Below are 24,377 nucleotides of genomic sequence, written 5' to 3'. Positions count from 1 at the left end.
CCCCTCACCCGGGGCTCAGGGCGTGTGCACGGTGTGTACGCCCGGCGTCCGTATCCCCCCGCGCGGCCACCCCCCGCGCGACCTCCCGTGCGGCCCACCCGCCGGACCGGTACGGACGGGATGCCCGACCCGCCTCCGACCAGGGGCGGCTACCCTCGACTGCAATTCGACAAAGGGGTCAAGAAAGTGGCAGCGGAGATCGTGAATCCTCGCAGCGACAAGAGCACGGACGGAACTCAGGACGAGTTCTTCGATCCGGCCTTCGCGCTGCACCGAGGCGGCAAGATGGCGGTTCTGGCGACCGTCCCGGTGCGGGACAAGGACGATCTGTCCCTGGCCTACACACCGGGCGTCGCCAAGGTGTGCAGCGCCATCGCGGAGCGTCCCGAACTCGTCCACGACTACACGTGGAAGTCCCAGGTCGTCGCCGTCGTGACCGACGGAAGCGCGGTGCTCGGCCTCGGTGACATCGGGCCCGAGGCGTCCCTGCCCGTGATGGAGGGCAAGGCGATCCTCTTCAAGCAGTTCGGCGGCGTGGACGCGGTGCCGATCGCGCTCGACTGCCGGGAGGTGGACGAGATCGTCGAGACCGTCGTCCGGTTCGCGCCCTCCTTCGGCGGCGTGAACCTGGAGGACATCTCCGCGCCGCGCTGCTTCGAGGTCGAGCGCAAGCTCCAGGAGCGGCTGGACATCCCGGTCTTCCACGACGACCAGCACGGCACCGCCGTCGTCACGCTCGCCGCCCTGCGCAACGCCGCGCGGGTCACCGACCGTACGCTCGGCCAGCTGCGCGCCGTCATCTCGGGCGCGGGCGCGGCCGGGGTCGCCATCGCCAGGATCCTGGTGGAGGCGGGCATCGGCGACGTCGCCGTCTGCGACCGCAAGGGCATCGTCTCGCAGGACCGCGCGGACCTCACCGACGTCAAGCGGGAACTCGCGGGCTTCACCAACAAGGCGGGCCGCTCCGGGACGCTCGCGTCCGCACTGGACGGCGCGGACGTCTTCATCGGCGTCTCCGGCGGCACGGTCCCGGAGGAGGCGGTCGCGAAGATGGCGCCGAACGCGCTGGTCTTCGCCATGGCCAACCCGACCCCGGAGATCCACCCGGACGTCGCGCACAAGTACGCGGCCGTCGTCGCGACCGGCCGCAGCGACTACCCGAACCAGATCAACAACGTGCTCGCCTTCCCCGGCATCTTCGCGGGCGCCCTCCAGGTCCGCGCCTCGCGGATCACTGAGGGCATGAAGCTCGCGGCCGCCGAGGCGCTGGCCGCGGTGGTCGCCGACGAGCTGAGCGCCGACTGCGTCATCCCGTCGCCGTTCGACGAGCGGGTCGCCCCCGCCGTGACCGCCGCCGTCGCGGCCGCCGCCCGCGCGGAGGGCGTAGCCCGCCGCTAGTGCCTGTCCGGCGGCTTGGCGGGGACGCACCTCCGCTGCGCGGCGGTGTCCTCAATCGCCGGACGGGCTGCAAACGCAGCCTGTCCGGCGATTGAGGACGCGCCCGCAGGGCGCCCGCCGCCGCGGGCGGTACAGACGGCCCGCGGGTGGGTCACTTCAACCGGCGTACGAACACGTCGTGGAGACGATTCGTGTCGCCGGGGACGAGATTGTCGCCGCGGCTGCCGAAGAGCACCGCCCGGCCGGTGCGGTCGACCGAGACGCCGCTCGCGCCCCCGGTGTCCTCGGCCCCGTCGGGGGCCACATTGAGGCGTTCGACGGTGCCGGTGAGCAGGTCGCGGACGAACAGGTCGTCCTGGCCGCCCGTGTCCCCCGGGACCAGATTGCCGGCCGCCGAGATGAAGTACACCCGCCGGTTGTCGGCGCTCATGACCGCGCCGTCGTGGGAGCCGCCGTCGGCCTGGGCGCCGCCGGGGGCGAGACTGATCCGCCGTGTGGCGCCCGTCCGCAGGTCCTTGAGGAACGCGTCCGTGGCCCCGTTGGTGTCGCCCGGGACGATGGCGGAGGAGACCGACGAGTACAGCGCGTACCGCCCGTCGGGACTGAGCCCGATGCCACCGATGACCGCCACGGTCCCGCCGTCCGCCGCGTGGGCGGCCAGGTGGGTGCGCCCCGACCGCAGGTCGTGCGTGTAGAAGGCGCGGGCCCGCGGATGCGGCCGGCGCAGCCCGGGAGGCTCCGGCGCGGGGTACAGGTTGTGGGCGGCGCTCTTGAAGCCGACGCGGCTGCCGTCCGCGCTGATCACCGGCTGGGTGGAGAACGCGTCCGCCTGGGTGCCGTCGGTGGCGACGCTGACCCGCCTGACGGTGTTCTTCCGGCGGTCCTTGACGAAGATGTCCGTCACCTCGTTGGTGTCGCCGGGGACCAGGTCGGCGCGGCTGGAGGCGAAGGCGACGTAGCGGCCGTCGGCGCTCACGGCCGGGTCGTAGGTGGTGGCGCGCGCCCGCGCGTCGTTCCTGATCAGGACCTCGGTGCGGCCGGTCGCGCGGTCACGGACGAAGACGTCGAGCCCGCCCGGGGGGTTCTGGCCCGGGGCGAGGTTCGCGGCCTCCGACGAGAAGACGACGTACCGCCCGTTCCCGCTGATCGAGGCGTTGTAGGACGGGGCCGCGGCCGGGGTGCCGTCGGTGGCGACGTCCACCAGCTCGATCCCGCCCCGGCGCAGGTCCTTGACGTACACATGGCGGCTGCCCGGTGTCGTGCCCGGTACCAGGGTGCTCGCCCGGGACTCGAAGACGGCGAAGCGGCCGTCGGCGCTGACGTGACCGGTGAGCGACTCCTCGTCCGCCTGGGTGCCGTCGGCGGCGACGCTCACCCGCTCGGTGTGCGGCCGGTGCGCCGAGCCGGTGGCCGCCGCCGGGGCGAGGGGCACGGCCGTGGCCCAGGCCCCCACGACCGCCGCCAGCACGGTGGCGCGTTTGAGACGGGTCGTCATGGTCCGCTCCTTCCGGGGTGCTTCCTTCCGGGGCGCTGCGGACGGCGTCACCGCACGCGCCGCAGGAAGATGTCGGTCGTCTTGTTGGTGTCGCCGGGGACGAGGTTGTCGCCGGAACTCTCGAAGACGGCCGTCCGGCCCAGGAGGTCGACGGCGACGCCGCCCGCGACGCCGTTGTCCCGGGAGCCGTCGGACGCCACGTTGAGCCGCTCCACGCCACCGGTGCGCAGATCGCGGACGAAGACGTCGGCGATCTGGGCACCCGCGTCACCGGGGACCAGGTTGGTGGCACTGGAGACGAAGAACACCCGTCGGCCGTCGGCGCCCATGACCGGGTCGTAGACATGGCCGTCGGGCTGCGCGCCGTCGTGGGCCAGGCTGACGCGCCGGATGACGCCGGTGCGCAGATCCTTGACGAAGGCATCGGCGCGGTGGTTGGTGTCGCCCTCCACCACCGCCGCCGAGCGGCTGGTGAAGAGCGCGTACCGCCCGTCGGGGCTGAGGCTGTAGCCGCCGCCGACCGGCGCGGGCCGGCCGTCGCGTTCGTGGGCCGCCAGTTCGAGCCGCCCGGTGCGCAGGTCGTGGACGTAGAACTGGTTGGACGTCGGCGGCCGCATGCCCGCCCCCGCCGGCTCGGACGGCGGCTCGGGGGCGTCCGTCAGGTCCCAGCCGCGGAAGCCGACCTTGCTGCCGTCGGCGCTGATCACCGGCTGGACGGCGGGGCGGCCGACCTGGGTGCCGTCGGCCCGGACACTGACCCGCCGGGTGGTGCCCTTCCAGCGGTCCCGGACGAAGACGTCCGTGCGCCGGTTGGTGTCGCCGGGGACGAGGTCGTCACGGGTGGAGACGAAGGCGACGTAACGGCCGTCGGCGCTCATGGCCGGCGCGCCGGACGACCCCCGCGTCGACGGCTTGTCGTTGATCACCAGCTCGGTGCGGCCGGTCCACAGGTCCCGGACGTAGACATCGGACCCGTCCGGATTCCGGCCGGGGGCCAGGTTCTTCGCGAACGACTCGAAGGCGACGTACCGCCCGGTGGCGCTGATCGACGGGGCGAGCGATCCGGCGTCCGCCGGGGTGCCGTCCGTGGCCACGCTGACCTGCCGGAGCGTGCCGGTCGACCGGTTCCGCACATAGATCTGGGGCTCGGCCCTGCCGCCGGGCGCCAGGTTGGCCGCCACGGACTCGAAGGCGACCGAGCGCCCGTCGCCGCTGATCACGGGCCGGTTCGACTCGCCGTCCGCCTGCTCGCCGGCCGTAGTCAGGTTCACCCGCTCGACGCCCGGAGCCCGCCGCCCCTCCCCGGCGGACGCGGCGTGCGCCACGGGCAGAGCCGTGGCGCAGATGCCTAATATCGCCGCCAGTACGGCGGTACGTCTGAGATGACGCATGATCCCCCCTCGGGAAAGCCCGTACGGCATATGTACGGACCTGCGAAGCCAATCGCCCCACCCGCCCCGGGGTCAACGCGGAACGGCCGCACTCCGCCGCGGATACGGTCGTTGGGTGAGGGACCCGTGGACGGTGCGCGCGGGACGCGGCGCGCGTCACACCGCCGTGTGGTTCCGCCCCGGGCGTCCCCGGGGCTAGGTTCGGATCATGTTCGCCGCCTACGCCGCACGCATCGACCGTGACCAGCCGCTCAGCGGCCTGGAGTTGGGGGAGCGCCCCGAGCCCGGGCCGCGGCCCGGCTGGACGACCGTCAACGTCAAGGCCGCCTCGCTCAACCACCACGATCTGTGGTCGCTGCGCGGGGTGGGGCTCGGTGAGGAGGCGCTGCCGATGATCCTCGGCTGTGACGCCGCCGGGACCGACGAGGACGGCAACGAGGTCGTCGTCCACTCCGTCATCGGCCAGAGCGGCCACGGTGTGGGGCCCGACGAGCCGCGGTCCATCCTCACCGAGCGCTACCAGGGCACCTTCGCCGAGCGGGTCGCCGTGCCCACGTGGAACGTGCTGCGCAAGCCGAAGGAGCTGTCCTTCGAGGAGGCCGCCTGCCTGCCCACCGCCTGGCTGACCGCGTACCGGATGCTGTTCACCAACGCGGGCGTGCGCCCCGGGCAGAGCGTCCTGGTGCAGGGCGCCGGGGGCGGCGTGGCCACCGCCGCGATCGTGCTGGGCGCGGCGGCCGGGCTGCGCGTCTTCGCCACCAGCCGTGACGCGGCCAAGCGCGAGCGGGCGGTGGAACTGGGCGCCGAGGACGCGTTCGAGCCGGGGGCGCGGCTGCCGCACCGCGTCGACGCCGTCATCGAGACCGTCGGCGCCGCCACCTGGTCGCACTCGGTGAAGTCCCTCAAGCCCGGCGGCACCCTCGTCATCTCCGGCGCGACCAGCGGACCCAACCCCAAGGCCGCCGAACTCAACCGCATCTTCTTCCTGGAACTGAAGGTCGTCGGCTCGACGATGGGCTCCAAGGACGAGCTGGCCGATCTGCTGGCCTTCTGCGCCGCGACGGGCGTACGGCCCGTCATCGACTCCGTCCTGCCCCTTGACCGGGCCCGGGAAGGGTTCGAGAAGATGGCCGACGGAGACGTGTTCGGAAAGATCGTGCTGACGGTCTAGGGCTGCTGCCGGGCCGTCCGGAGTCCTCCGGAGGGTCATGCGCAAGCCCGGGGTACCTCGCACCGCGCTCCTCGCGGCACTGCTCACCGTGCTCGCCGCGGTGCCGGCGCTGCTCGCGCCCGGCACCGCCGCCGCCCGCCCACCGGACCGCCCCGGCGGGATCCCGAGGCTGACCGACGAGCGCGGCCGGGTCCTCACGCTGCGCGGCTGGAACGTCGAGGACAAGAACCACCGGGGCGCCTCCGCCCTGTCCGACATCACCGAACGGCACTTCCGCGACCTGGCCGCGCGGGGCTTCGACACCGCGCGGCTGCTGGTCTTCTGGGACGACCTCGAACCCCGGCGCGGCCACTACAGCGAGCGCTACCTCGACAGGATCGAGCGGATCCTCGACTGGGCGCACACCCATCGCGTCCGCGTCGTGATCGACGCCCACCAGGACGTCTACGGCCCCGCCTTCGGCAGCCACCGCGGCATCCCCGAGTGGGCCACCCGCACCGACGGCCTGCCCTACACCCCGCACCCCGACGACTGGTTCGCCGAGTACTACGAACCCGCCGTACAGGCCGCCTTCGAACACCTCTACCAGGACGCGGACCTGCGGCGCGCCCAGGCCCGGATGTGGCAGGTGCTCGCCGGGCGGCTCGCCCACCACCCGGCCGTGCTCGGCTACGACCTCATCAACGAGCCGATGGGCCGGCTCCGCCCCGGCGAGGACCTCCCCACCGCCGCCCGCCGGATCGAGGCCGAGCAGATCACCCCCATGTACCGCCGGCTCGCCGCCGCCATCCGGCGCGTCGACCGCCGGCACTGGCTGTTCGTCGAACCGACCCCCATCGTCGGCGAGGGCGTGCCGACCGGCCTCGGCCGCGTGGCCGACCCCAAGGTGGTCTACGCCCCGCACTTCTACAACGCCGCCATGGAGGCCGGACGGGACTACGACCCGGCCGCGCGGTGGATCGAGAACTACGAGGCGGCCGTCACCCGCTACCCCCGTGAGACGCACGTCCCCGTCGTCGTCGGCGAATGGGGCCCGCTCAACAGCTCCCTGCCGAACATGGGCCGTTTCTACGACGACGCCCTCGCCTCCCTCGCCCGCTACACCTCCGGCTGGGCCGGCTACACCTGGTGCTACGGCGGCGGCTACTGCGCCCTGGACGCCGAGGGCCGCTTCCGGACCAACAAGGAGCGCACGGCACGCCCGTACGCCCCCGCCGTCGCCGGCGCGGTCACGACCGAGTCCTACGAACCGGCCGCCCTCACCTACCGCCTGGCCTACCGGCCGCACCCGGCGGGCACCAGCGAACTCTCCCTGCCGCCCGCCCCGCGCGGCTGGCACATCGCCGTGACCGGACCCGCCCGGACCAGGACCCGGGACATACCGCCGGGGGAGCGCGGAACGGTCCTTCTGCACGGCGCGCCGCACGCCGCCGCGCCGGTCTCCGTGGTGGTCACGCCAGGGCGCGAAACGGAGTGAGCCGGTGCGGTGGCGCCACACCCGGGGCCTGAGGATGATGGAGGGCTCGGGGCGAGCGCCCCGCCAATCGACGTAGTCATACCGACGTCATCGCCTACGTCGAAGTACATCGGTGCGCAAGGACTGTGGCGGCCCGGCGACGGGCCGTTCGGGGGTGAAGCCATGTCCTCATCGATTCCACCACTCCCCGCCGTAGGGGATTTCGTCACCGCGCTCGAAGAACTCGTGCTCGTGCCACCGGGGCGCCGCGGGCCCTCCGCCAGGATCGTCCTCGTCCAGCGGGGCCCGGGCGACGAGGCCGAGCGGATCGCGGAGGGAGAGTGCCTGCGGCTGCGGGTGCGCGGCCGCGCGCTCGTCCCGTACGCCCGGGTCCAGGAACCCCGGCCGCGCGGCGACGGCCGGCGGACGCCGGACGTCTTCGAACAGATCGAGAACGGTCTGCGGGAGAACACCCCCGCCGGCTTCGGCCGGCTGCGGCTGCCCCGCTACCGGCTCCTGCGCGCCTTCGCCGCCGCCTCCTCGACGGAGGACCAACCCGCGGTGCGCGCCCGGGACCTGCGCGACCAGTGCTACGCCGAGCGCCGCAAGGACTCCCGCGCCCTGAAGGCACTGCACGCGATCAGCGGTGCGGATACACCGCCCGCGAACGTGGCGGCCTGGATGTGGCACTGGTTCCGCCACCCCGTGTTCGAGGTGCTGCCGCGCTGGCTGTACGGCCTCCGCGCGGGGCGCCGCATGATGGGCAAAGGCGGCTGGTTCCGGAGCTGGGCGCGGGTGCCCTCGGGCCGTGGCGACTTCTTCCGCCAGCACGAGGTGGTCACCCGCGACCGGGAGGGCGCGCTGCTGTGCGCGCTGCTCGGCGACCTGGAGGCGGCGGTGCGCGGCCGCCGCCTCTCCCCGTGGGTGCGGCGGCGCCGGGCCCGGTTCGTCCTCGTCTTCCCGCGCGGCGGCGCCCCCGCCTCGGTCACCGAGAGCGTGGTGCGCGGCTTTCCGCAGGCGGTCGAGCAGACCGGCAGCACCGCCGTCGTCCTGCTGGCGGTGGACCCGGCCGCCGCGGACACCCCGCAGAGCCTCGCCATGGCGACGACCACGATCGACTCCTGGGCGCGGAGCCCCGGCCGGGGGCGGGGCCGCTCGGTCGTCGTCGGCGTGGAGCCGCTGGCCGGGCGGCACGACGAGGAGGCGGAGAGCCGGCTGCGCGGCTACCCGGAGATCCAGCCCGGCCGGGTCTCCTCCGACCTGGCCCCGCGGGCCGAGGCGTTCGCGATGGCGGTGGCGGGGGTCACGGTGCTGTCCCTGCTGGGCTACCAGGGCGTGCTGCGGCTCGTCGACCCCAGCAGCGACCGGTGCCTCGGCGCCACGGTGACCATGACGGAACCGGCCGTGCCGGGCCGGATCCCCCAGGAGAGCCCCAAGGAGCTGTACGCGCGGGCACGGGCGGCCATCGACACGCAGAACAAGCAGGCCGAAGCGGCCGCCAAGCGGGCCGACACGGTCATCCGCACGGTCGTCTACCTCGGCGTCCCGGTGACCGTCGACAACTGGAACGACGGCCTGTACAGCGGCGCCGTCCCCGAGCTGCGCGGCATCGCCCTCGCCCAGCAGGAACTCAACAGCGAGGCAGCCAAGGACGTGCACCACAAGGTGTGGCTGCGGGTGCGGGTCCTCGACGGGGGCCCGCGCTTCTCCAACGCCCCGGAAGTGGCCGGGGAACTCGTACGGGAAATGGCGGAACACAAGGGCGAGCAGCAGATCATGGGCGTGGTCGGCCTCGGACAGAGCCGCGCCGACTCCCTGGCCGCCCGGGACATCCTCGGCGACGCGGGGCTGCCCGTCATCGGCACCACCGCGACCGCGCTGGAGATGCAGTGGCACGGCATGTACCGGCAGGTGGCGCCCGACAACCGGCGCGAGGCCCGGATCGCCGCCGACTTCGCCCGGCGCGGCAACATCGTGGAGACCGCGGCCGGGGTGTGCGCCCCGGCCCGCGCGGCGGTCGTGGTCGCGGACCCCACGGACACCTACAGCGCCGACCTGAGCGAGCTGTTCACGTCGGAGTTCAAGGGCGCGCGGACGATCCGCTACACCGCGGAGCCCGGCCGGGAGCCCGTCCCGCCCGCGTCGGGCGACCGGGTCGAGACGGCGAGCACCCTGGCCGAGGTGGCCATCAGGGTCTGCGAGCGCGTCCGGGAGGATCCGCGCACGGTCCTGTACTGGGCGGCCCGGCCGGTCGAATTCAGCGCGTTCCTGGAGGAGTTCGCCAGTGGCACCCGGTGCGACGGGCGGTTGACGGTGGTCGGCGGCAACGACATCACCAACGCGGTCGTCGACGCGCAGCACCCCAGCGCCCTGCACCCCCGGGTGCGGCTGTACTACGCGGCGCACGCGCTGCCCAGGAGCCACTCGCCCAACGTCATGGGCGACCGCTTCCGTGACCAGTACCGCAAGGCCTACGGCGCGGACGACCTGTGGGGCAACGACGGCCACGCCCCGCTCGCCTGGGACGCGCTGCGGCTGCTGGGCGCCGCCGTCAACACCGCCCGGCAGGACGCGGGTGCGGCGCCGTTCGGGCTGGGCACGGTGCAGCAGTCCCTGGTGCGGGGCGTCGGCGGGCCGGACGGCAAGCGCGGTGCCACGGGGGTGCTGGCCTTCGACCGCAACGGCAAAGTCCCGGTGAACAAACGGCTGCTGATGCTGCACGACACCGAGTCGGGCCCGGAAGTGGCACTGGAGTGCGGGTTCCGGGCCAGCCAGGACGAGCGGACGACCTGGGGGCCGGGCGGCGCGTTCGCCTGTCCGCGGGACGAGTAGGGCCTCTCGCCTGTCCGACGATTCGCCGGACAGGCGAGGCGCGCCCGCCGCCGTAGGCGGCACAACCGGCCCGCAGCCGACGATCCGCCGGACATGCCTAGGGCGTGTCCGGTGGATCTTCGGCTACCGGCCGTCTTTGCTGCCTGCGGCGGCTGAGCGCCCGGCGGGCGCGTCCTCAAGCGCCGCGCAGCGGTGGTGCGGACTCCACGGGCCGCAGCGCCCGCCCACATGATCCGCCGGACACGGCCTAGGGCATCGGCCTCAGCACCGCGTCGATACGGGCGGCCGCCGCCGCCAGGTGGCGGCGGGCCGCGGCCAGCTGCCCGGGGGTCACCCCGTGGTCGCGGGCCGTGTCGCGGACGTCGTCGCGGAAGCGGTCGAGCAGCCGGTCGAGGTCGCGGGCCGGGTCCTCGGAGAGCGTGTCGTCGGCCGAGGCCCACGCGGGCCGCTCCTGTCGGCCGGGCCCGTCCTCCCGCTCCACCGTGTCGTCGGGCGCGGCGTCCGGCTCGCGGTGGGCGCGGCCCTGGCCGGCGAGGGCGCCGAGTTCCCTGGCGAGGGCGCTGACGCCCTCGACCAGGCCCGCCGGCCAGTCGCCGTGCCGCAGGTGCTCGCGGACCTGCTCCTCCACGCGCTCCTTGACGCGCCGCACCTCCTCACGGGTGCGGTCCTCGGTCCGCCGGGCCTGGCGGCGGGCCCGCTGCGCGTCCTCGCGGGCGCGGCGGCTCTCCTCCTTCGCCCGGCGGGCCTGCTCCCGCCACTCCTCCTTGGCGCGCCGCAACTCCTCCTTCGCCCCGGCGAAGTAGTCACCGGGGAAGGCGTCGCCGGGCTGCCCGCCGGCCGCCCCGGCGCCGTCCGTACGGGCCCGGAGCGCGGCCTCGCGCATCTCGCGCCGCAGGTCACCGGCGGCACCACGGACGTCCTCGCGGATGTCGGCGGCGAGCGCGGAGACGGACTCGCGGATCTCCAGCTCCAGCTCGGCCAGCTCGCCCCGGCGGCCGGCCAGTTCGACGCGGCCGGCGTCGGTGAGGGAGTAGACCTTCCGGCCGCCCTCGGTGGTGTGGGTGACGAGGCCCTCGGCCTCCAGCTTGGCCAGCCGGGGATAGACCGTGCCGGCGGACGGCGCGTACAGCCCCTGGAAGCGCTCCTCCAGCTGCCGGATGACCTCGTAACCGTGGCGGGGCGCCTCGTCCAGCAGCTTGAGGAGGTACAGACGCAGTCGGCCGTGGGCGAAGACGGGGGGCATCAGAGGACCTTTCCCTGCGCGGGGGCGTCGGCCGGGCCGCCGCCCGGGTCCGGCTCCGGGGGCCTGCGCAACAGCGTGACCGCGCCCGAGACGGTGGTGACCTTGAGTTTGCCGTGTCCGGCGCCGAGCCGGCCGGTGATCTTCCGGCCGCCCCACGGGCCGCTGACGCGCAGGTCCTCGAAGGCGCAGGAGACCGTGCCGCTCGCGGTGCCCGCGTCCACCTCCGCGTCGGTGGGGTGCGGCAGCCGGACGGCGACCTCGCCGGAGACGCTCGTGATGTCGAGGTCGGGGCAGGTCGCGGTGGGGGAGAGGTCCACCACCACGTCGCCGCTGACCGATTCGGCCCTGACGGTGCCGGCGGAGCCGTCGACGAGCGTGAGGTCGCCGGAGACGGACTGGAAGCGCAGATCGCCGCCGAGGGACTGGGCCTCCAGCCGCCCGGTGACGGTCTCGGCCCGCACGGCCCCGGTCAGCCCGACGAGCGTGATCTCCCCGCCCACGCCACGGACGTCCGTACGGCCGGAGATCCCGGAGAGAACGGCGCTCGCGGTGACGACGCCGACCTCGACCCGGGTGGCGGCCGGGACGGTCAGGGTGACGGTGGCCGCGCGCTTCCACTCGCGGCGGCCGAACCACTTGAGGAAGTTCTGCCAGGGCAGGTCCTCGTACCCGACGACGAGCGTGCCGTCGTGGAGCGTGACGACGAGCGGCGGGCCCTCGATCTCGGACAACTCCAGCCGGGCGGGCCCGGCACTCGCGCCCACGACGTTGACCGTGCCGCCCACGAGCCGCACGTTCAAGGCCGTGACCGGCTCCTCGAAGGTGAGCGTCCGTGGCGCGGACAGTGACCAGTGGCGCTGATCCGTTCGCTCTGACCGGTCGGACATGCCGGGCCTCCTCGCAACATATCGCGTCTCTTGTCAAACACGATATATCGCGGTCGGGGTAAGTCAAGTGTCACCCGGGTGGCATAGCGTTGACGCATGCCAGCTACCGATCACCGTCCGGCGGCAGGGGCCCTGCTGCTCTGCCGGGCCGAGCCCGACCGCGTCCGCTCCTCCGCCCGGTTCCTCGGCATGCCTGTGCTCCTCGCCCCGGCGGGCGAGGAATGGAGCGTGCTCGTCCCCGGCGCGGACTCCTGGCGGGACGAGGGCGAGGAGTTGTCCATCCTGACGACCGACTGGGCGCACGTGCTGACCGGCGGGGAGTCGTGGCCGGTCGTCGGCCTGTGGTGGGACGGCGCCGAAGCGGGCTTCGTGGTGGCGGCGGCTTTCCGCCGCACGGTCTCGCACACGTGGCGCGCGGACGGCACGCCGCAGCCCGGTGCGGAGGAGGCCATGACGGCCCTGCGTGCCCGGCTCGGCCTCGACCCCGTGCTCGACGGGGCGGCGCTCGACCGGCTCACCGCGCCGGACGCGGACCTCGACGCGCCCGCCCGGGCGCTGGGCCTGGTGGCGGTGCTCGCCCGCGCGGGCCTGCACCTCGGGACGGGCCTCGTGCCGGGCGCGGACGCGGACGAACTGCGCGAGGCGGCCGCGGCGCTGCCGGCCACCGAGACCGTCGAATGGCCGGGCTGGCGGGAGGCCCTGCGCACCGGGCTCGACGAGTCCGAGCGGGGTGCGCTGGGCGCATGGACGCGCGGCCCGAGGGCGCAGGCCCGGGGCGTGGCGGAAATAGCGGCGGGTGTCTCGCTGGCCTTCTGTGCCCGCCGCGCCGGGCGCCGGGGCTGGGCGGCGGCGGGGTGGGCGCTGGCGGCGGACGGGGTACTGACGCTGGCGTACGACCGGTGGCGGGGACGGATGTAGGGGCCCGCGGCCCGCCTGGCCGGCGGTCTTCGGCTGCGGGCCGGTTTTGCCGCCTGCGGCGGCGAGCGCCCTGCGGGCGCGTCCTCAATCGCCGGACGGGCTGATTTCCCTACAGGTCGTCGTCGTCCTCGTCGTCCAGACGGGCCAGCCACGTCGCCAGCCGCTCCACCGGCACCTCGAAGTCCGGGTTGAGGTCGACGAACTCACGCAGGCGCTCGGCCACCCACCCGAGGGAGACCTCCTCCTCGCCCCGCCGGTTCTCCAGCTCCTCGATACCGCGGTCGGTGAAGTACAACGTGCTCTCCGTGGGGAATGTCAGGGTGGTCGAACGGTCCCGCCCAGGATAGGCGGCGCGCACTGTGAGGTCCTGGCCAGGACCTCACAGTGCCCGTACGTTCCGTATTTCCACGCCCGCGTGCGGGTCCGGCCGCCCGGTGGGGACCACCCCAGGGTCAGTCCCGGGGGAACGACCGGGTCGTCAGGGACAAACCCAGAACCGTGTCCGTCAGGTCGACCGGGTCACCGAAGTCGAGGGTGCGGTTGGCGCGGTACTCACCGTCCTTCGGCTCCGTGTGCACATGGCACTGGCCGGTGTAGGGATCCACGATGACGTACACCGGGATGCCTCCGTCAGCGTAGGCGTCCTTCTTCTTGCCGTAGTCGTTGTCGGCGGTCGCCTGTGAGATCACCTCAAGGACGAACTCGACGTCCTGATGGCGCCAACGGCCCTTCGCGTCCGGCTCGGCGTCGTCCGACAGCTTGAAGAGGTCGGGGGCGAAGGCGTTGCGGTCACCCGGGAGGTCGAGGCGGACATCGGACATGACCCTGCTCCGGCGCCCGAAATGCTGCTTCAGCTGCAGGAACACCTCGCCGATGATTTCCCAGTGCGTACCCCGCTGCGGTGCCATGCAGATAGCTCCCCCGACGATCTCGCCCTTGTACCCCTCGGGGACGATCTCGTAGAGCAGCTCGAACATGTCTTCCGAGCCCGGCTCGTCGTTCTCGGCCATCTCGGTCCTGTCGGTCATTGCGATGGTCACCGTGACGCTCCTCCCCGCTGCCGCTGGCCTTTCAGCAGCCGCGCAGTACAACGATACGCACGGGCGTCAGGGCACGCCCGTGGTCCGGCCACGCGGCCAAAAACACCGGGCCCCCACCGCCGTAGCGGTGGGGGCCCGTGTCCGTTACCGAAAGGCCGGTCGAGGTCAGATGTCGAAGACCTCGGCGACCAGTGCCGCCTGCTCCGCCTGGTGGCGCTTGGCCGAGCCGACCGCCGGGGAGGAGGAGTGCGAGCGGGAGACCCGCCGCAGCCGCTCCCGGGCCGGGATGTCGGCGCCGACGGCCAGGTCCAGGTGGTCGATCAGGTTGAGCGCGATGAACGGCCAGGCACCCTGGTTCGCCGGCTCCTCCTGGGCCCACACGAACTTCTCCGCGCCGGCGTACTTGGCGATCTCCGCCTGGAGCTCCGCACCCGCCAGCGGGTACAGCCGCTCGATGCGGATGATGGCCGTGTCGTTCGCACCGCGCTTGGTCCGCTCGGCGACGAGGTCGTAGTAGACCTTGCCGGAGCAGAAGACGACCTTGCGGACGTCATCGGTGGCGACCGTGTCGTCACCGATGACCGGGCGGAAGCTGCCGGTGGTGAACTCCTCCGCCGACGACGCCGCGGCCTTCAGACGCAGCATCGACTTCGGGGTGAAGACGATCAGCGGCTTGTGGTGCGGGTTGTGGACCTGCCAGCGCAGCAGGTGGAAGTAGTTCGACGGCAGGGTCGGCATCGCGACCGTCATGTTGTTCTGCGCGCAGAGCTGGAGGAAACGCTCGACACGGGCCGAGGAGTGGTCCGGGCCCTGGCCCTCGTAGCCGTGCGGCAGCAGCAGCGTGACGCCGGAGGTCTGGCCCCACTTCTGCTCGGAGGAGGAGATGAACTCGTCGACGATGCTCTGGGCGCCGTTGACGAAGTCACCGAACTGGGCCTCCCACAGCACCAGCGACTCCGGGCGGGCCAGCGAGTAGCCGTACTCGAAGCCCATCGCCGCGTACTCGCTGAGCAGCGAGTCGTAGACGTTGTAACGGGCCTGGTCCTCGGAGAGGTACATCAGCGGGGTGTAGTCCTCGCCGGTCTCCCGGTCGACGAGCACCGCGTGGCGCTGGCCGAACGTGCCGCGGCGGGAGTCCTGGCCGGCGAGCCGGACCGGGGTGCCCTCCATCAGCAGCGAGCCGAAGGCGAGGGTCTCGCCCATCGCCCAGTCGATCGTGCCGTCCTCGACGCTGGCCGCGCGGCGCTGCAGCTGCGGCAGCAGCCGCGGGTGCACCGTGACGTGCTCGGGCAGGTTGACCTGCGACTCGGCGATCCGCTTGACGACCTCCTGGGAGATCGCGGTGTTCACCGGGACCGGGAACTCGGCCTGCGGGGCCGGGACCTCGGCCGCGGTCGGCGCGGCCGTCGCCTCGCGGACCTCGGTGAAAACCTTCTCCAGCTGGCCCTGGTAGTCCTGCAGGGCCTGCTCGGCCTCTTCCAGCGTGATGTCGCCGCGACCGATGAGGGACTCGGTGTAGAGCTTGCGCACCGAGCGCTTCTTGTCGATCAGGTCGTACATCAGCGGCTGGGTGAACGAGGGGTTGTCGGCCTCGTTGTGGCCCCGGCGGCGGTAGCAGATCAGATCGATGACGACGTCCTTGTTGAACGCCTGGCGGAACTCGAAGGCGAGCCGCGCGACGCGGACCACGGCCTCCGGGTCGTCACCGTTCACGTGGAAGATCGGCGCTTCGATCATCCGGGCGACGTCGGTGCAGTACATCGACGAGCGCGAGGACTCCGGGGCGGCGGTGAAGCCGACCTGGTTGTTGATCACGATGTGCACGGTGCCGCCGGTGCGGTAGCCGCGCAGCTGGGACATGTTCAGCGTCTCGGCCACGACGCCCTGGCCCGCGAAGGCCGCGTCACCGTGCAGCTGGACGGGCAGGACGGTGAAGTCCGTGCCGCCCTTGTTGATGATGTCCTGCTTGGCGCGGGCGATGCCCTCGACGACCGGGTCGACCGTCTCCAGGTGGGACGGGTTGGCGGCCAGCGAGACCTGGATCTGCTCGCCGTCGAGACCCGTGAAGGTGCCCTCGGCGCCCAGGTGGTACTTCACGTCGCCGGAGCCGTGCATCGACTTCGGGTCCAGGTTGCCCTCGAACTCGCGGAAGATCTGCGCGTACGACTTGCCGACGATGTTGGCCAGCACGTTCAGCCGGCCACGGTGGGCCATGCCGATGACGACCTCGTCCAGACGCGACTCGGCGGCCGAGTCCAGCACGGCGTCGAGCAGCGGGATGACGGACTCGCCGCCCTCCAGCGAGAAGCGCTTCTGGCCGACGTACTTCGTCTGCAGGAAGGTCTCGAAGGCCTCCGCCGCGTTCAGCCGGCGCAGGATGCGCAGCTGCTCCTCGCGCTCGGGCTTGGAGTGGCCGCGCTCGACCCGGTCCTGGATCCACTTGCGCTGCTTGGGGTCCTGGATGTGCATGAACTCGATGCCGGTGGTGCGGCAGTACGAGTCGCGCAGCACGCCGAGGATGTCGCGCAGCTTCATCATCGCCTTGCCGGCGAAGCCGCCGACCGCGAACTCGCGCTCCAGGTCCCACAGGGTGAGCCCGTGCTCGGTGATGTCGAGGTCGGGGTGCTTGCGCTGGCGGTACTCCAGCGGGTCGGTGTCGGCCATGACGTGGCCGCGGACCCGGTAGGAGTGGATCAGCTCGAAGACCCGGGCGGCCTTGGTGACGTCGTCGTCGTGGGAGACGTCGATGTCGCGCAGCCAGCGGATCGGCTCGTAGGGGATCCGCAGGGCCTCGAAGACCTGGTCGTAGAAGTCACCCTCGCCGAGCAGCAGCTGGCTCATGACGCGCAGGAACTCGCCGGAGGCGGCGCCCTGGATCACACGGTGGTCGTACGTCGAGGTCAGGGTCATGACCTTGGAGATGCCCAGCTTGTTCAGGGCGTCCTGGGAGGTGCCCTGGAACTCGGCCGGGTAGTCCATCGCGCCGACGCCGACGATGAGGCCCTGGCCGGGCATCAGACGCGGCACGGAGTGCACGGTGCCGATGCCGCCGGGGTTCGTCAGCGAGGCGGTGACCCCGGTGAAGTCGTCCATCGTCAGCTTGCCGACGCGGGCGCGGCGGACGATGTCCTCGTAGGCCTGCCAGAACTCGAAGAAGTTCAGCGTCTCGGCCTTCTTGATGGCCGCGACGACGAGCTGGCGGTCACCGTTCGGCTTGACCAGGTCGATGGCCAGGCCGAGGTTGACGTGCTCGGGCTTGACCAGCGTCGGCTTGCCGTCCTTCTCCGCGAAGGAGTGGTTCATCGACGGCATGGCCTTGAGGGCCTGCACCATCGCGAAGCCGATGAGGTGGGTGAAGGAGACCTTCCCGCCCCGGGCCCGCTTGAGGTGGTTGTTGATGACGATGCGGTTGTCGAACAGCAGCTTCACCGGGACGGCGCGGACGGACGTGGCCGTCGGCAGCTCCAGCGAGGCGTTCATGTTCTTGGCGACCGCGGCGGACGGGCCGCGCAGCGTCACGTACTCGGGGCCCTGCGGAGCCTCGGCCGCGGGGGCCGGCTGCGCGGGGGCCTTGGCGGGAGCCTTCGCGGCGGGCTTCGCCGCGGCCGGCTGCGCCGCCGGGGCCGCGGGGGCCTGGGCGGGCTTGGCCGCGGCGGGCTGCGCGGGCGCGGCCGGAGCGGCGGCGGGCTGAGCCGGCGCAGACGGCGCGGACGGCGCGGTCGGCGGGGAGGCCGGCGCGGTGCCCGGGGGGGCGGGCGGGGTGGCGGCGGCCGACCCCGTGTCCTTCCCGGGCTTGTAGTCGGCGAAGAAGTCCCACCAGGCTCGGTCGACCGAGTTCGGGTCCTGGAGGTACTGCTGGTAGATCTCGTCGACGAGCCACTCATTGGAACCGAAGACGTCGGCAGGGCTCTTGCCCTGCCCGTCTTGGTTGGTCGAGACGCTCGAGGTGTTGGGGGACTGTGGCGACACGGCGGCAACCGCCCTCTTCCGCTTCACAAGGTGATGGACAGCGGGAATAAAGGCTACGCCTGTCGAGGCACTGTATGCAGGCCACCCCGGCCAGTCGTCGCCTAAGTCACATTCATCGACGGGTTTCGGGGCATGACGTGGCGGGAAGCAGACGGGGTTCCGCTTCTCCCGTTGGCTTCCGGGTTCGTCGACTCCTGCCCACATCCCGCTGAATGTGTGCTTCCACCACCGACCCTACGTCAAGTCGCTTCTCAAGGTCCGCCCGGAAGAGTGACCCGGATGCGGCACCCGCGTGGGGATTCGGCCACACCGATGCTGCCGCCGTGCAGATCGACCGCCCAGCGCGCGATGGCCAGGCCCAGTCCGGTGCCCCCGTCGGTGTCCGGCCCCTGCTGTCCCGAGCTGCCCCGGTTGAAGCGCTCGAAGACCCGGTGCCGCTCGGATTCGGGGATGCCCGGACCCTCGTCCACGACCTCCAGGTCCAGCGACTGCGGCCCCTCGCCCCGGCGGGCGCGGACCGTGACCCGGCCGTGCCGGGGGCTGTGCTTGACGGCGTTGTCCACCAGATTGGCCACCACCTGGTGCAGCCGCTCGGCGTCCGCGTGCGCGGTCAGCTCCGGCGGCTGGACGTCCAGGTGCAGATGCACGTCCTTGCGGGCGCGCGGGGAGGAGCCGGAGCCGGCCGCCATGCTGGCCTCCTTGAGCACCCCCGCCAGATAGGGCCAGACCTCGAAGCGCCGCGCGTGCAGCGGCACCACCCCGTTGTCCAGCCGGGACAGATCCAGCAGCTGTTCCACCAGCCGCCCCAGCCGCTCCGTCTGGCGCAGCGCGGTGCGCATCGTCTCCGGGTCGGCCTCCGAGACCCCGTCCACCACGTTCTCCAGCACCGCCCGCAGCCCCGCGATGGGGGTGCGCAGCTCGTGCGAGACGTTGGCGACCAGCTCCTTGCGGTGGGTGTCGACCGCCTCCAGGTCCGCCGCCATCCGGTTGAAGGCCTCGGCCAGGTCCCCGAACTCGTCCCGCCGGCCGCCGCCGACCCGCCGGGTGTAGTCCCCGTGCGCCATCGACCGGGTGACGTCGGTCATCTCGTCCAGCGGCGCGGTCAGCCCGTGCGCCACGAACTGGGTGATCAGCAGCGAGGCGATGATCGAGAAGATCGTGATGACCCGCAGCTCGGTGGCCGAGTGGATCGCGACGAAGACCAGGAAGGTCGTGATGACCACCGAGCCGATGACGAGGGCGCCCAGCGCCGCCTTCACCGACCGGTAGGGGTCCAGCGGGCGCAGCGCCGCCCAGAGCCGGCTCCACGGGCCCGGCTGCCGGGGGCCGTCGCCGGGGAGGGGGCCGCCGGTCATGCCGCCGGGGTCTCCAGCGCGTATCCGACGCCGTGGACGGTACGGATCCGCTCGGCGCCGATCTTCCGGCGCAGCGCCTTGATGTGACTGTCCACGGTGCGGGTGCCGGAGGCGTCCGCCCAGTCCCACACTTCGGCGAGCAGCTGCTCGCGGGAGAGGACCGCGCGGGGGGTGTTCGCCAGACAGACCAGCAGATCGAACTCCGTGGGGGTCAGATGCACGTCCGTGCCCCGCACCCGCACCCGGCGCTGCGCGTGGTCGATCTCCAGCTCGCCCAGGCGCAGGATGCCGCTGCGCGGTGTGTGCGCGGCGAGCGTGGCCCGCTCCACCCGCCGCAGCAGGACGTGCACCCGCGCCGCCAGCTCCCGCATCGAGAACGGCTTCGTCATGTAGTCGTCGGCGCCCACGCCCAGCCCGACCAGCATGTCGGTCTCGTCGTCACGGGCCGTGAGCATCAGCACCGGCACCGGCCTCTGGGCCTGCACCCGGCGGCAGACCTCCAGGCCGTCGAAGCCCGGCAGCATCACGTCCAGCACCAGCAGGTCCGGCTGCCAGGCCTCGGCGGCGTCGACCGCCGCCGGGCCGTCGCCGGCGGTCCGCACCTGGAAGCCCTCGGCCCGCAGCCGGGCGGCGATGGCGTCGACGATCGTCCGGTCGTCCTCGACGACCAGCACCCGTCGCTGTGTCCCCGTGGAGGCCGTGGTGCCGCTCGGGCCGATGTGTGTGTGCTCCATGCGCCCCGCCCCTAGCGTCTTTCCGTGCCTCGTCCTGCGACTGTGGCAAGCAGGGTACGGGCAGGTGGCGGGGGACGGCTACGCGGCCTTGACCGCGAGGTGGACCACGTCCGGGACGCCCCGGGCAACGGTGATCTCTTCGGTCCTTACCCCGTCGAACCCGGCATTACGGAGGGCGTCCTCGAACTCCGCAGAGGGCTGCGCGGACCACACGGCGAGCACCCCGCCGGGCGTCAGCCGGGCCCGGCAGGCCGCGAGACCGGTGGGGGAGTAGAGCCCCCCGTTGTCCTCCGTGACCATCCAGCCGGGCCCGTTGTCGATGTCGAGGCACAGCGCGTCGTAGACGGTTCCCGGGGTGCGGACGTGGGCGACGAGATCGGTGTGGAGGATCTCCGTACGCGGGTCGGCGAGCGCCTCGGCGGAGATCGCGGCCAGCGGCCCGGTGCGGTGCCAGTCGATGACCGCCGCCTCCCGCTCGACGACCGTGACGCGCCCCCAGCGTGGCTCGGCGGCCGCGTGCGCGAGCGAGAAGCCCACCCCGAGCCCGCCGATCAGGACGGTGGGACCGGGGCGCCCGGCGGGCAGCGCGGCGAGCGCGGCGTCGACCAGCAGCCGCTCGGAACGGCCGTCGGAGGTGTCCATCAGGAAACAGCCGTTGGCGATGATCTCGTACACCGCGCGCGCCCCGGCCCCGCGCCGTCTGAGCACCACCTCGCCGTACGGACCCTCCCGGCGCTCGACGATGACGGGCGCGGCCTCGGTGTCGTGGTCGTAGCGGACGTACGGGGCGGTCATGCGGGCCTCCGGGAGGGTGATGATGCTCGGCGGACGCAAGGGGCGGGTGTGCGGTTGACAGAGGTGACAGGGGTCACTGCCGGACGGGATCCGGCAGGCCACGGCGCACCTTAGTGTTCTTGGGGCGACCGGTGCGCGGCCTTTTTCCGAGGGCCCGCCGCACGGCCGCCGCGCATACCCGGAAGGGCCCCGCGGAAAGGGGCTGGAAAGGGGCTCGGCCGAGTGACCGAGGTGGACGCCGCCGACGTTTCGGCCACCGCCACGCGGACCGCAAGCGGCGCGACCGCGCCCGGTGCGCCGTCCCGCCTCCGCCGCCTCGCCCGGGCGCTGCCCACCCCCACCGGCACGCCGTTCACGTTCTGCTACGCCCTGGTCCTGCTCGGCACCGCCCTCTACGCGGACTTCGGCGACCAGGCGACCGTCGGCCGGCTCCTGCGCGACTCCAGCACCGACGCGGCACACCTCGCCGAGCGTCCGCTGTTCGTCCTCGTGGCCAGCGCCCTGTGGATCGCGGGCGGGCTCTACTCCCTCTACGGCGTGGCCTTCCTCCTCGTCGTCACCGCGCTGGAGCGCCGCGTCGGCGGGGGCCGCGCCGCCGGGGTCTTCCTGCTCGGCCATGTGCTGGCCACGCTCGCGACCGAGCTTCCGGTGGCGGGCGCCGTCGCCGCCGGCCGGCTGCCGGCGGCCTCGCTGCACCGCCTCGACTACGGCATCAGCTTCGGGCTGATGGCCTGCGTCGGCGCGCTGTCCGGACTGCTGCGGCCCGGCGGGCGGTGGGCCCTGCTCGGCGTGGCGGGCGCGATGTGCGCCCAGGACCTGATCGAGTTCGCCGACCCCCTCGCCAGCTGGGGCCACCCCATCGCGCTGCTGACCGGGCTGGCCTGTCTGCCGCTGGTCCGCGACGCGGCCGGCCGAAGGAGCGCCGATGCCGTCCGCGAGGCCGCGCTCTCAGCGGACCGAGCCGTCGGGAAGGACGCCCTCTCAGCGGACCGAGCCGTCCCATTGCCACTGTTCCCGCCGTGGCTGCCCCGGCAGTACGCCCCGGCCCGTGCACCACAGGAGGGTGCGCCCGGGGGCATGGCCCCGCGGGGCGCCGGGGAAGAGCCGTTCGAGGGCGGGCGCGCAGAGCCCGTCGGGCGGGCTCCAGCCGAGCCCGAGGCCCCGCGCCACGTCATGGGTGTGGACGACGGTCTCCACCACGCTCATGGCGGCGAAGCCGGCCCCGTCGGAGTGGCCCCACGGATGCCAGGCGCGGTCCCGAGGCCCCGCACCCCGGACGGTGCCCGCGAGCAGCGACGCGGCGATGCGGATGCCCTCCAGCCGGGCTGAGACCGGGGCCTTGGGGTCCAGTGAGGCGAAGAGCGTGATGTAGCGGTCGGCCGGCTTCGCGGTGAGCAGCCCCGCGTAGCCGACGAGGCCGAGCGCCAGGTGGTCGAGCGTCGCGTGACAGGTCCAGTCGAGGTCCCCGGCGGGCACGGACCAGTCCTGCGCCGCGCCCCGCTCCAGGACGGCGGTGCACTCCTCGGCCGCTTCGACGACGAGACGGGCCCACGCCGCGGTGGTCCGTGGTGCGCTCATGCCCGGCCCCCGGCGCGGACGACCTCGATCAGGCGCGCGTAGCTGTCGCCGCCGTGGCCCGCGGCGACGGCCCGGGCGACGAACGCCTTGAACAGCAGCGGCAGCCCGACGTCCAGGCCGCCCGCCTCGCTCGCGTGGACGAGGTGGTCCATCGACGCGAGGTGGATGTCCAAGGTGGCGTCGTCCCCCGGGTAGTGACCGGCGTCGACCTGGGGCGCGTACGTGGCCATGAACCCGGAGACGGTGGTCAGCCAGCGGATCGCCACCGGCGTGAAGTCCCCCGCCGGCACCCCCTCGGAGCCGGTCAGCGCGGCGCCGTGCAGCCAGCCGCCGAGCGCCGACCACATCAGGCCGAGCAGGGCCGTGTCGTAGAGCGCGGCGAGGCCCGGGTCCGCGCCCAGGTCCACGGGGTCGCCCAGGCTCGCCAGCGTCGTCCGGTGCGCGGCGAACGCGGCCGGGGAGCCGCTGTAGAGCAGCATGAACTCCGCGCTCCCGATGCCCGGCGGGGTCGTCATGACCGCCCCGTCGAGATAACCGGCGCCGTGCCCGGCGGCCCACGCGGCGGCGGCCCTGGCCTGCTCGGGCGTGCCGGAGGTGAGGTTGACGAGGGTGCGGCCCGCGAGGTCGCCCCCGACGGGGCCGAGGACCGCGTGGACGTCGTCGTAGGTCGTCACGCAGATCACGACCAGCTCGCTCGCGGTGACCGCGTCGCGCACCGAGCCCGCGCGGACGGCCCCCCGCCCGGCGAGCGCGTCGGCCCGGGCGGCCGAGCGGTTCCAGACGGTGGTCGGATGACCGGCCTTGAGGAAGGCGTCGGCCAGTGCCGTGCCCATCGAACCCAGGCCGAGAACGGTCACACTCATGATGTTTCTCCCCATGTGCCGCAGAAGGTGTCGCGGCAGGTGCCGCGGAAGACGATCAAGCAGGACCACGCTCGCACCGCCCGCCGGACCCGGACAGTGGCAGAACTGACGGCCGTCGAAAAATTCCTGCCATACGCTGCCGGGCATGAGCGCTGGTTCCGTGGCCGTAGCCGTGATCGACGACGATGTCCCGTTCTGGGACCTGTACGAGCTGGGGGTGGTCTGCACGGTCTTCGGCATCCCGCACCACGACCTGGCCGACCCCTGGTACGACCTGCGGCTCTGCTCCGCCGGAGGAGACTCGGCGCAGGCCGCGGCCGGTGCGGGCGGCTTCGCGCTGCGCACCCCGCACGGGCTGGACGCGCTGGCCGGCGCGGACACCGTGATCGTCCCCTCGGTGCCGGAAGCCTGTGTCGACGGCGGCCGCGAACTCCCCCCGGAACTCCTCACCGCGCTGCGCCGGGCCGCCGACGGCGGTGCCCGCATGGTGTCCCTGTGCGCCGGTGCCTTCGCGCTCGCCGCCGCCGGGATCCTCGACGGCCGCCGCGCCACCGCCCACTGGCTGCACACCGAGGAACTCGCGCGGCGGTACCCGAAGGTCGACGTCGACGACTCGGTCCTCTACGTGGACGACGGCGACGTCCTCACCAGCGCCGGGGTCACCGCCGGGCTCGACCTGTGTCTGCACCTGGTCCGCCGCGACCTCGGCGCGCACGTCGCCAACCAGCTGGCCCGCCGCCTGGTCGTCCCCGCGCACCGGCCCGGCGGGCAGGCGCAGTACGTCGAGGCGTCCGTACCCGCCGCCGACGACGAGGGCCTCGGGCCGGTACTCCAGTGGGCCACCGGGCACCTGGACCGGCCGCTGACCGTCGACGACCTGGCCCGGCGCGCCGGGATGAGCCCTCGTACCTTCTTCCGCCGCCTCCAGGCGGCCACCGGCACCACCCCGCTGCGGTGGCTGCTCACCCAGCGGCTCGCCCGGGCCCAGTCGCTGCTGGAGTCGACCGCACTGCCGGTCGAGAAGATCAGCGAACTGAGCGGGCTGGGCACCGGGGCCAATCTGCGCCGCCACTTCACCCTGCACTTCGGCGTCACGCCGACGGAATACCGACGGGCCTTCCCGGCGGCGACCCCGACATGATCACTCAGCCATGATCGCTCAGAGCGAACACCCTCGCCCCTGCTCCCGGGAACACCCTCGGCGTCAGAAGCATTGAGTCGGTATAACTCAACTTGCCTGCCGAAGGGGAGA

At 73.1% G+C, this 24,377-nt stretch carries 18 protein-coding genes; 7 read left to right on the top strand and 11 right to left on the bottom strand.

What is annotated here, in order from left to right:
- The first annotated feature begins 186 nt into the window (after positions 1-186).
- On the top strand, positions 187-1,398 hold the full coding sequence (locus tag ACZ6MA_RS17415; RefSeq protein ID WP_469434604.1) for an NAD(P)-dependent malic enzyme: 1,212 nt from the start codon (positions 187-189) through the stop codon (positions 1,396-1,398).
- 151 nt (positions 1,399-1,549) lie between these two features.
- Here ACZ6MA_RS17415 and ACZ6MA_RS17410 read toward each other — a convergent pair whose 3' ends face one another.
- Together ACZ6MA_RS17410 and ACZ6MA_RS17405 are read right to left on the bottom strand one after the other, a co-directional pair.
- Entirely contained in the window at positions 1,550-2,893 is a 1,344-nt protein-coding gene (locus tag ACZ6MA_RS17410; RefSeq protein WP_469434603.1) for a TolB family protein, read from the bottom strand.
- A 47-nt stretch (positions 2,894-2,940) separates the two neighbouring features.
- A complete protein-coding gene (locus ACZ6MA_RS17405; protein WP_469434601.1) occupies positions 2,941-4,284 on the bottom strand; it encodes a hypothetical protein in 1,344 nt (447 codons plus the stop codon).
- Positions 4,285-4,492: 208 nt separating this feature from the next.
- Between ACZ6MA_RS17405 and ACZ6MA_RS17400 the strand changes: the two genes are divergently transcribed.
- The 3 genes from ACZ6MA_RS17400 (at position 4,493) to ACZ6MA_RS17390 (ending at position 9,743) form a co-directional block, all read left to right on the top strand.
- Positions 4,493-5,455, top strand: coding sequence for a zinc-binding dehydrogenase (locus ACZ6MA_RS17400; RefSeq protein WP_469434599.1), 963 nt, complete (start codon positions 4,493-4,495; stop codon positions 5,453-5,455).
- 37 nt (positions 5,456-5,492) lie between these two features.
- Entirely contained in the window at positions 5,493-6,932 is a 1,440-nt protein-coding gene (locus ACZ6MA_RS17395; RefSeq protein WP_469434597.1) for a cellulase family glycosylhydrolase, read from the top strand.
- A gap of 162 nt (positions 6,933-7,094) precedes the next feature.
- Positions 7,095-9,743, top strand: coding sequence for a type 1 periplasmic-binding domain-containing protein (locus tag ACZ6MA_RS17390; RefSeq protein WP_469434595.1), 2,649 nt, complete (start codon positions 7,095-7,097; stop codon positions 9,741-9,743).
- Positions 9,744-9,990: 247 nt separating this feature from the next.
- On the opposite strand, the gene ACZ6MA_RS17385 is transcribed toward ACZ6MA_RS17390, so the two are convergent.
- On the bottom strand, positions 9,991-10,986 hold the full coding sequence (locus tag ACZ6MA_RS17385; protein ID WP_469434593.1) for a PadR family transcriptional regulator: 996 nt from the start codon (positions 10,984-10,986) through the stop codon (positions 9,991-9,993).
- Entirely contained in the window at positions 10,986-11,873 is an 888-nt protein-coding gene (locus ACZ6MA_RS17380; RefSeq protein ID WP_469434592.1) for a DUF4097 family beta strand repeat-containing protein, read from the bottom strand. The genes ACZ6MA_RS17385 and ACZ6MA_RS17380 overlap by 1 nt, the downstream gene beginning before the upstream one ends.
- A 96-nt stretch (positions 11,874-11,969) precedes the next feature.
- Between ACZ6MA_RS17380 and ACZ6MA_RS17375 the strand changes: the two genes are divergently transcribed.
- A complete protein-coding gene (locus tag ACZ6MA_RS17375; RefSeq protein ID WP_469434590.1) occupies positions 11,970-12,791 on the top strand; it encodes a hypothetical protein in 822 nt (273 codons plus the stop codon).
- Between the two features lie 109 nt (positions 12,792-12,900).
- On the opposite strand, the gene ACZ6MA_RS17370 is transcribed toward ACZ6MA_RS17375, so the two are convergent.
- The 6 genes from ACZ6MA_RS17370 to ACZ6MA_RS17345 form a co-directional block, all read right to left on the bottom strand.
- The gene (locus ACZ6MA_RS17370; RefSeq protein WP_301892376.1) at positions 12,901-13,086 is read right to left on the bottom strand and encodes a DUF6104 family protein; all 186 of its coding nucleotides are present in this window, start codon (positions 13,084-13,086) and stop codon (positions 12,901-12,903) included.
- Between the two features lie 157 nt (positions 13,087-13,243).
- On the bottom strand, positions 13,244-13,831 hold the full coding sequence (locus ACZ6MA_RS17365) for a Uma2 family endonuclease (RefSeq protein WP_469434589.1): 588 nt from the start codon (positions 13,829-13,831) through the stop codon (positions 13,244-13,246).
- A 165-nt stretch (positions 13,832-13,996) separates the two neighbouring features.
- Entirely contained in the window at positions 13,997-17,800 is a 3,804-nt protein-coding gene (locus ACZ6MA_RS17360; protein WP_469434587.1) for a multifunctional oxoglutarate decarboxylase/oxoglutarate dehydrogenase thiamine pyrophosphate-binding subunit/dihydrolipoyllysine-residue succinyltransferase subunit, read from the bottom strand.
- 251 nt (positions 17,801-18,051) lie between these two features.
- A complete protein-coding gene (locus ACZ6MA_RS17355) occupies positions 18,052-19,155 on the bottom strand; it encodes a sensor histidine kinase (RefSeq protein ID WP_469434586.1) in 1,104 nt (367 codons plus the stop codon).
- The gene (locus ACZ6MA_RS17350) at positions 19,152-19,889 is read right to left on the bottom strand and encodes a response regulator transcription factor (RefSeq protein ID WP_469434585.1); all 738 of its coding nucleotides are present in this window, start codon (positions 19,887-19,889) and stop codon (positions 19,152-19,154) included. The genes ACZ6MA_RS17355 and ACZ6MA_RS17350 overlap by 4 nt, the downstream gene beginning before the upstream one ends.
- Positions 19,890-19,967: 78 nt before the next feature.
- Entirely contained in the window at positions 19,968-20,684 is a 717-nt protein-coding gene (locus ACZ6MA_RS17345; RefSeq protein ID WP_469434583.1) for a spermidine synthase family protein, read from the bottom strand.
- Positions 20,685-20,906: 222 nt separating this feature from the next.
- Here ACZ6MA_RS17345 and ACZ6MA_RS17340 point away from each other — a divergent pair, with 222 nt between their 5' ends.
- Positions 20,907-22,013 (top strand): rhomboid-like protein, encoded by a 1,107-nt coding sequence (locus tag ACZ6MA_RS17340; protein ID WP_469434581.1) that lies wholly within the window; start codon positions 20,907-20,909, stop codon positions 22,011-22,013.
- Between the two features lie 245 nt (positions 22,014-22,258).
- Here the strand turns inward: ACZ6MA_RS17340 and ACZ6MA_RS17335 are convergent, their stop codons facing one another.
- Positions 22,259-23,140, bottom strand: coding sequence for an NAD(P)-dependent oxidoreductase (locus tag ACZ6MA_RS17335; RefSeq protein WP_469434580.1), 882 nt, complete (start codon positions 23,138-23,140; stop codon positions 22,259-22,261).
- Between the two features lie 130 nt (positions 23,141-23,270).
- Between ACZ6MA_RS17335 and ACZ6MA_RS17330 the strand changes: the two genes are divergently transcribed.
- Positions 23,271-24,266 carry a helix-turn-helix domain-containing protein gene (locus ACZ6MA_RS17330; RefSeq protein WP_469434579.1) on the top strand — a complete coding sequence of 332 codons (996 nt, stop codon included), beginning with the start codon at positions 23,271-23,273 and terminating at the stop codon, positions 24,264-24,266.
- The last annotated feature ends 111 nt before the right edge of the window (positions 24,267-24,377 follow it).

The organism is Streptomyces sp. NPDC042259 (assembly GCF_055582085.1).
The sequence above is the reverse complement of the archived record's forward strand: the minus strand, read 5'-3'. Positions and strand labels throughout refer to the sequence as shown.

Excerpts from the sequence above, each read along its gene's own strand:
- ACZ6MA_RS17390 (WP_469434595.1), top strand. The coding sequence starts at position 7,095 with ATGTCCTCATCGATTCCACCACTCCCCGCCGTAGGGGATTTCGTCACC.
- ACZ6MA_RS17385 (WP_469434593.1), bottom strand. The coding sequence starts at position 10,986 with ATGCCCCCCGTCTTCGCCCACGGCCGACTGCGTCTGTACCTCCTCAAG.
- ACZ6MA_RS17400 (WP_469434599.1), top strand. The coding sequence starts at position 4,493 with ATGTTCGCCGCCTACGCCGCACGCATCGACCGTGACCAGCCGCTCAGC.
- ACZ6MA_RS17355 (WP_469434586.1), bottom strand. The coding sequence starts at position 19,155 with ATGACCGGCGGCCCCCTCCCCGGCGACGGCCCCCGGCAGCCGGGCCCG.
- ACZ6MA_RS17405 (WP_469434601.1), bottom strand. The coding sequence starts at position 4,284 with ATGCGTCATCTCAGACGTACCGCCGTACTGGCGGCGATATTAGGCATC.
- ACZ6MA_RS17380 (WP_469434592.1), bottom strand. The coding sequence starts at position 11,873 with ATGTCCGACCGGTCAGAGCGAACGGATCAGCGCCACTGGTCACTGTCC.
- ACZ6MA_RS17330 (WP_469434579.1), top strand. The coding sequence starts at position 23,271 with ATGAGCGCTGGTTCCGTGGCCGTAGCCGTGATCGACGACGATGTCCCG.
- ACZ6MA_RS17350 (WP_469434585.1), bottom strand. The coding sequence starts at position 19,889 with ATGGAGCACACACACATCGGCCCGAGCGGCACCACGGCCTCCACGGGG.
- ACZ6MA_RS17345 (WP_469434583.1), bottom strand. The coding sequence starts at position 20,684 with ATGACCGCCCCGTACGTCCGCTACGACCACGACACCGAGGCCGCGCCC.
- ACZ6MA_RS17395 (WP_469434597.1), top strand. The coding sequence starts at position 5,493 with ATGCGCAAGCCCGGGGTACCTCGCACCGCGCTCCTCGCGGCACTGCTC.
- ACZ6MA_RS17375 (WP_469434590.1), top strand. The coding sequence starts at position 11,970 with ATGCCAGCTACCGATCACCGTCCGGCGGCAGGGGCCCTGCTGCTCTGC.
- ACZ6MA_RS17410 (WP_469434603.1), bottom strand. The coding sequence starts at position 2,893 with ATGACGACCCGTCTCAAACGCGCCACCGTGCTGGCGGCGGTCGTGGGG.
- ACZ6MA_RS17335 (WP_469434580.1), bottom strand. The coding sequence starts at position 23,140 with ATGGGGAGAAACATCATGAGTGTGACCGTTCTCGGCCTGGGTTCGATG.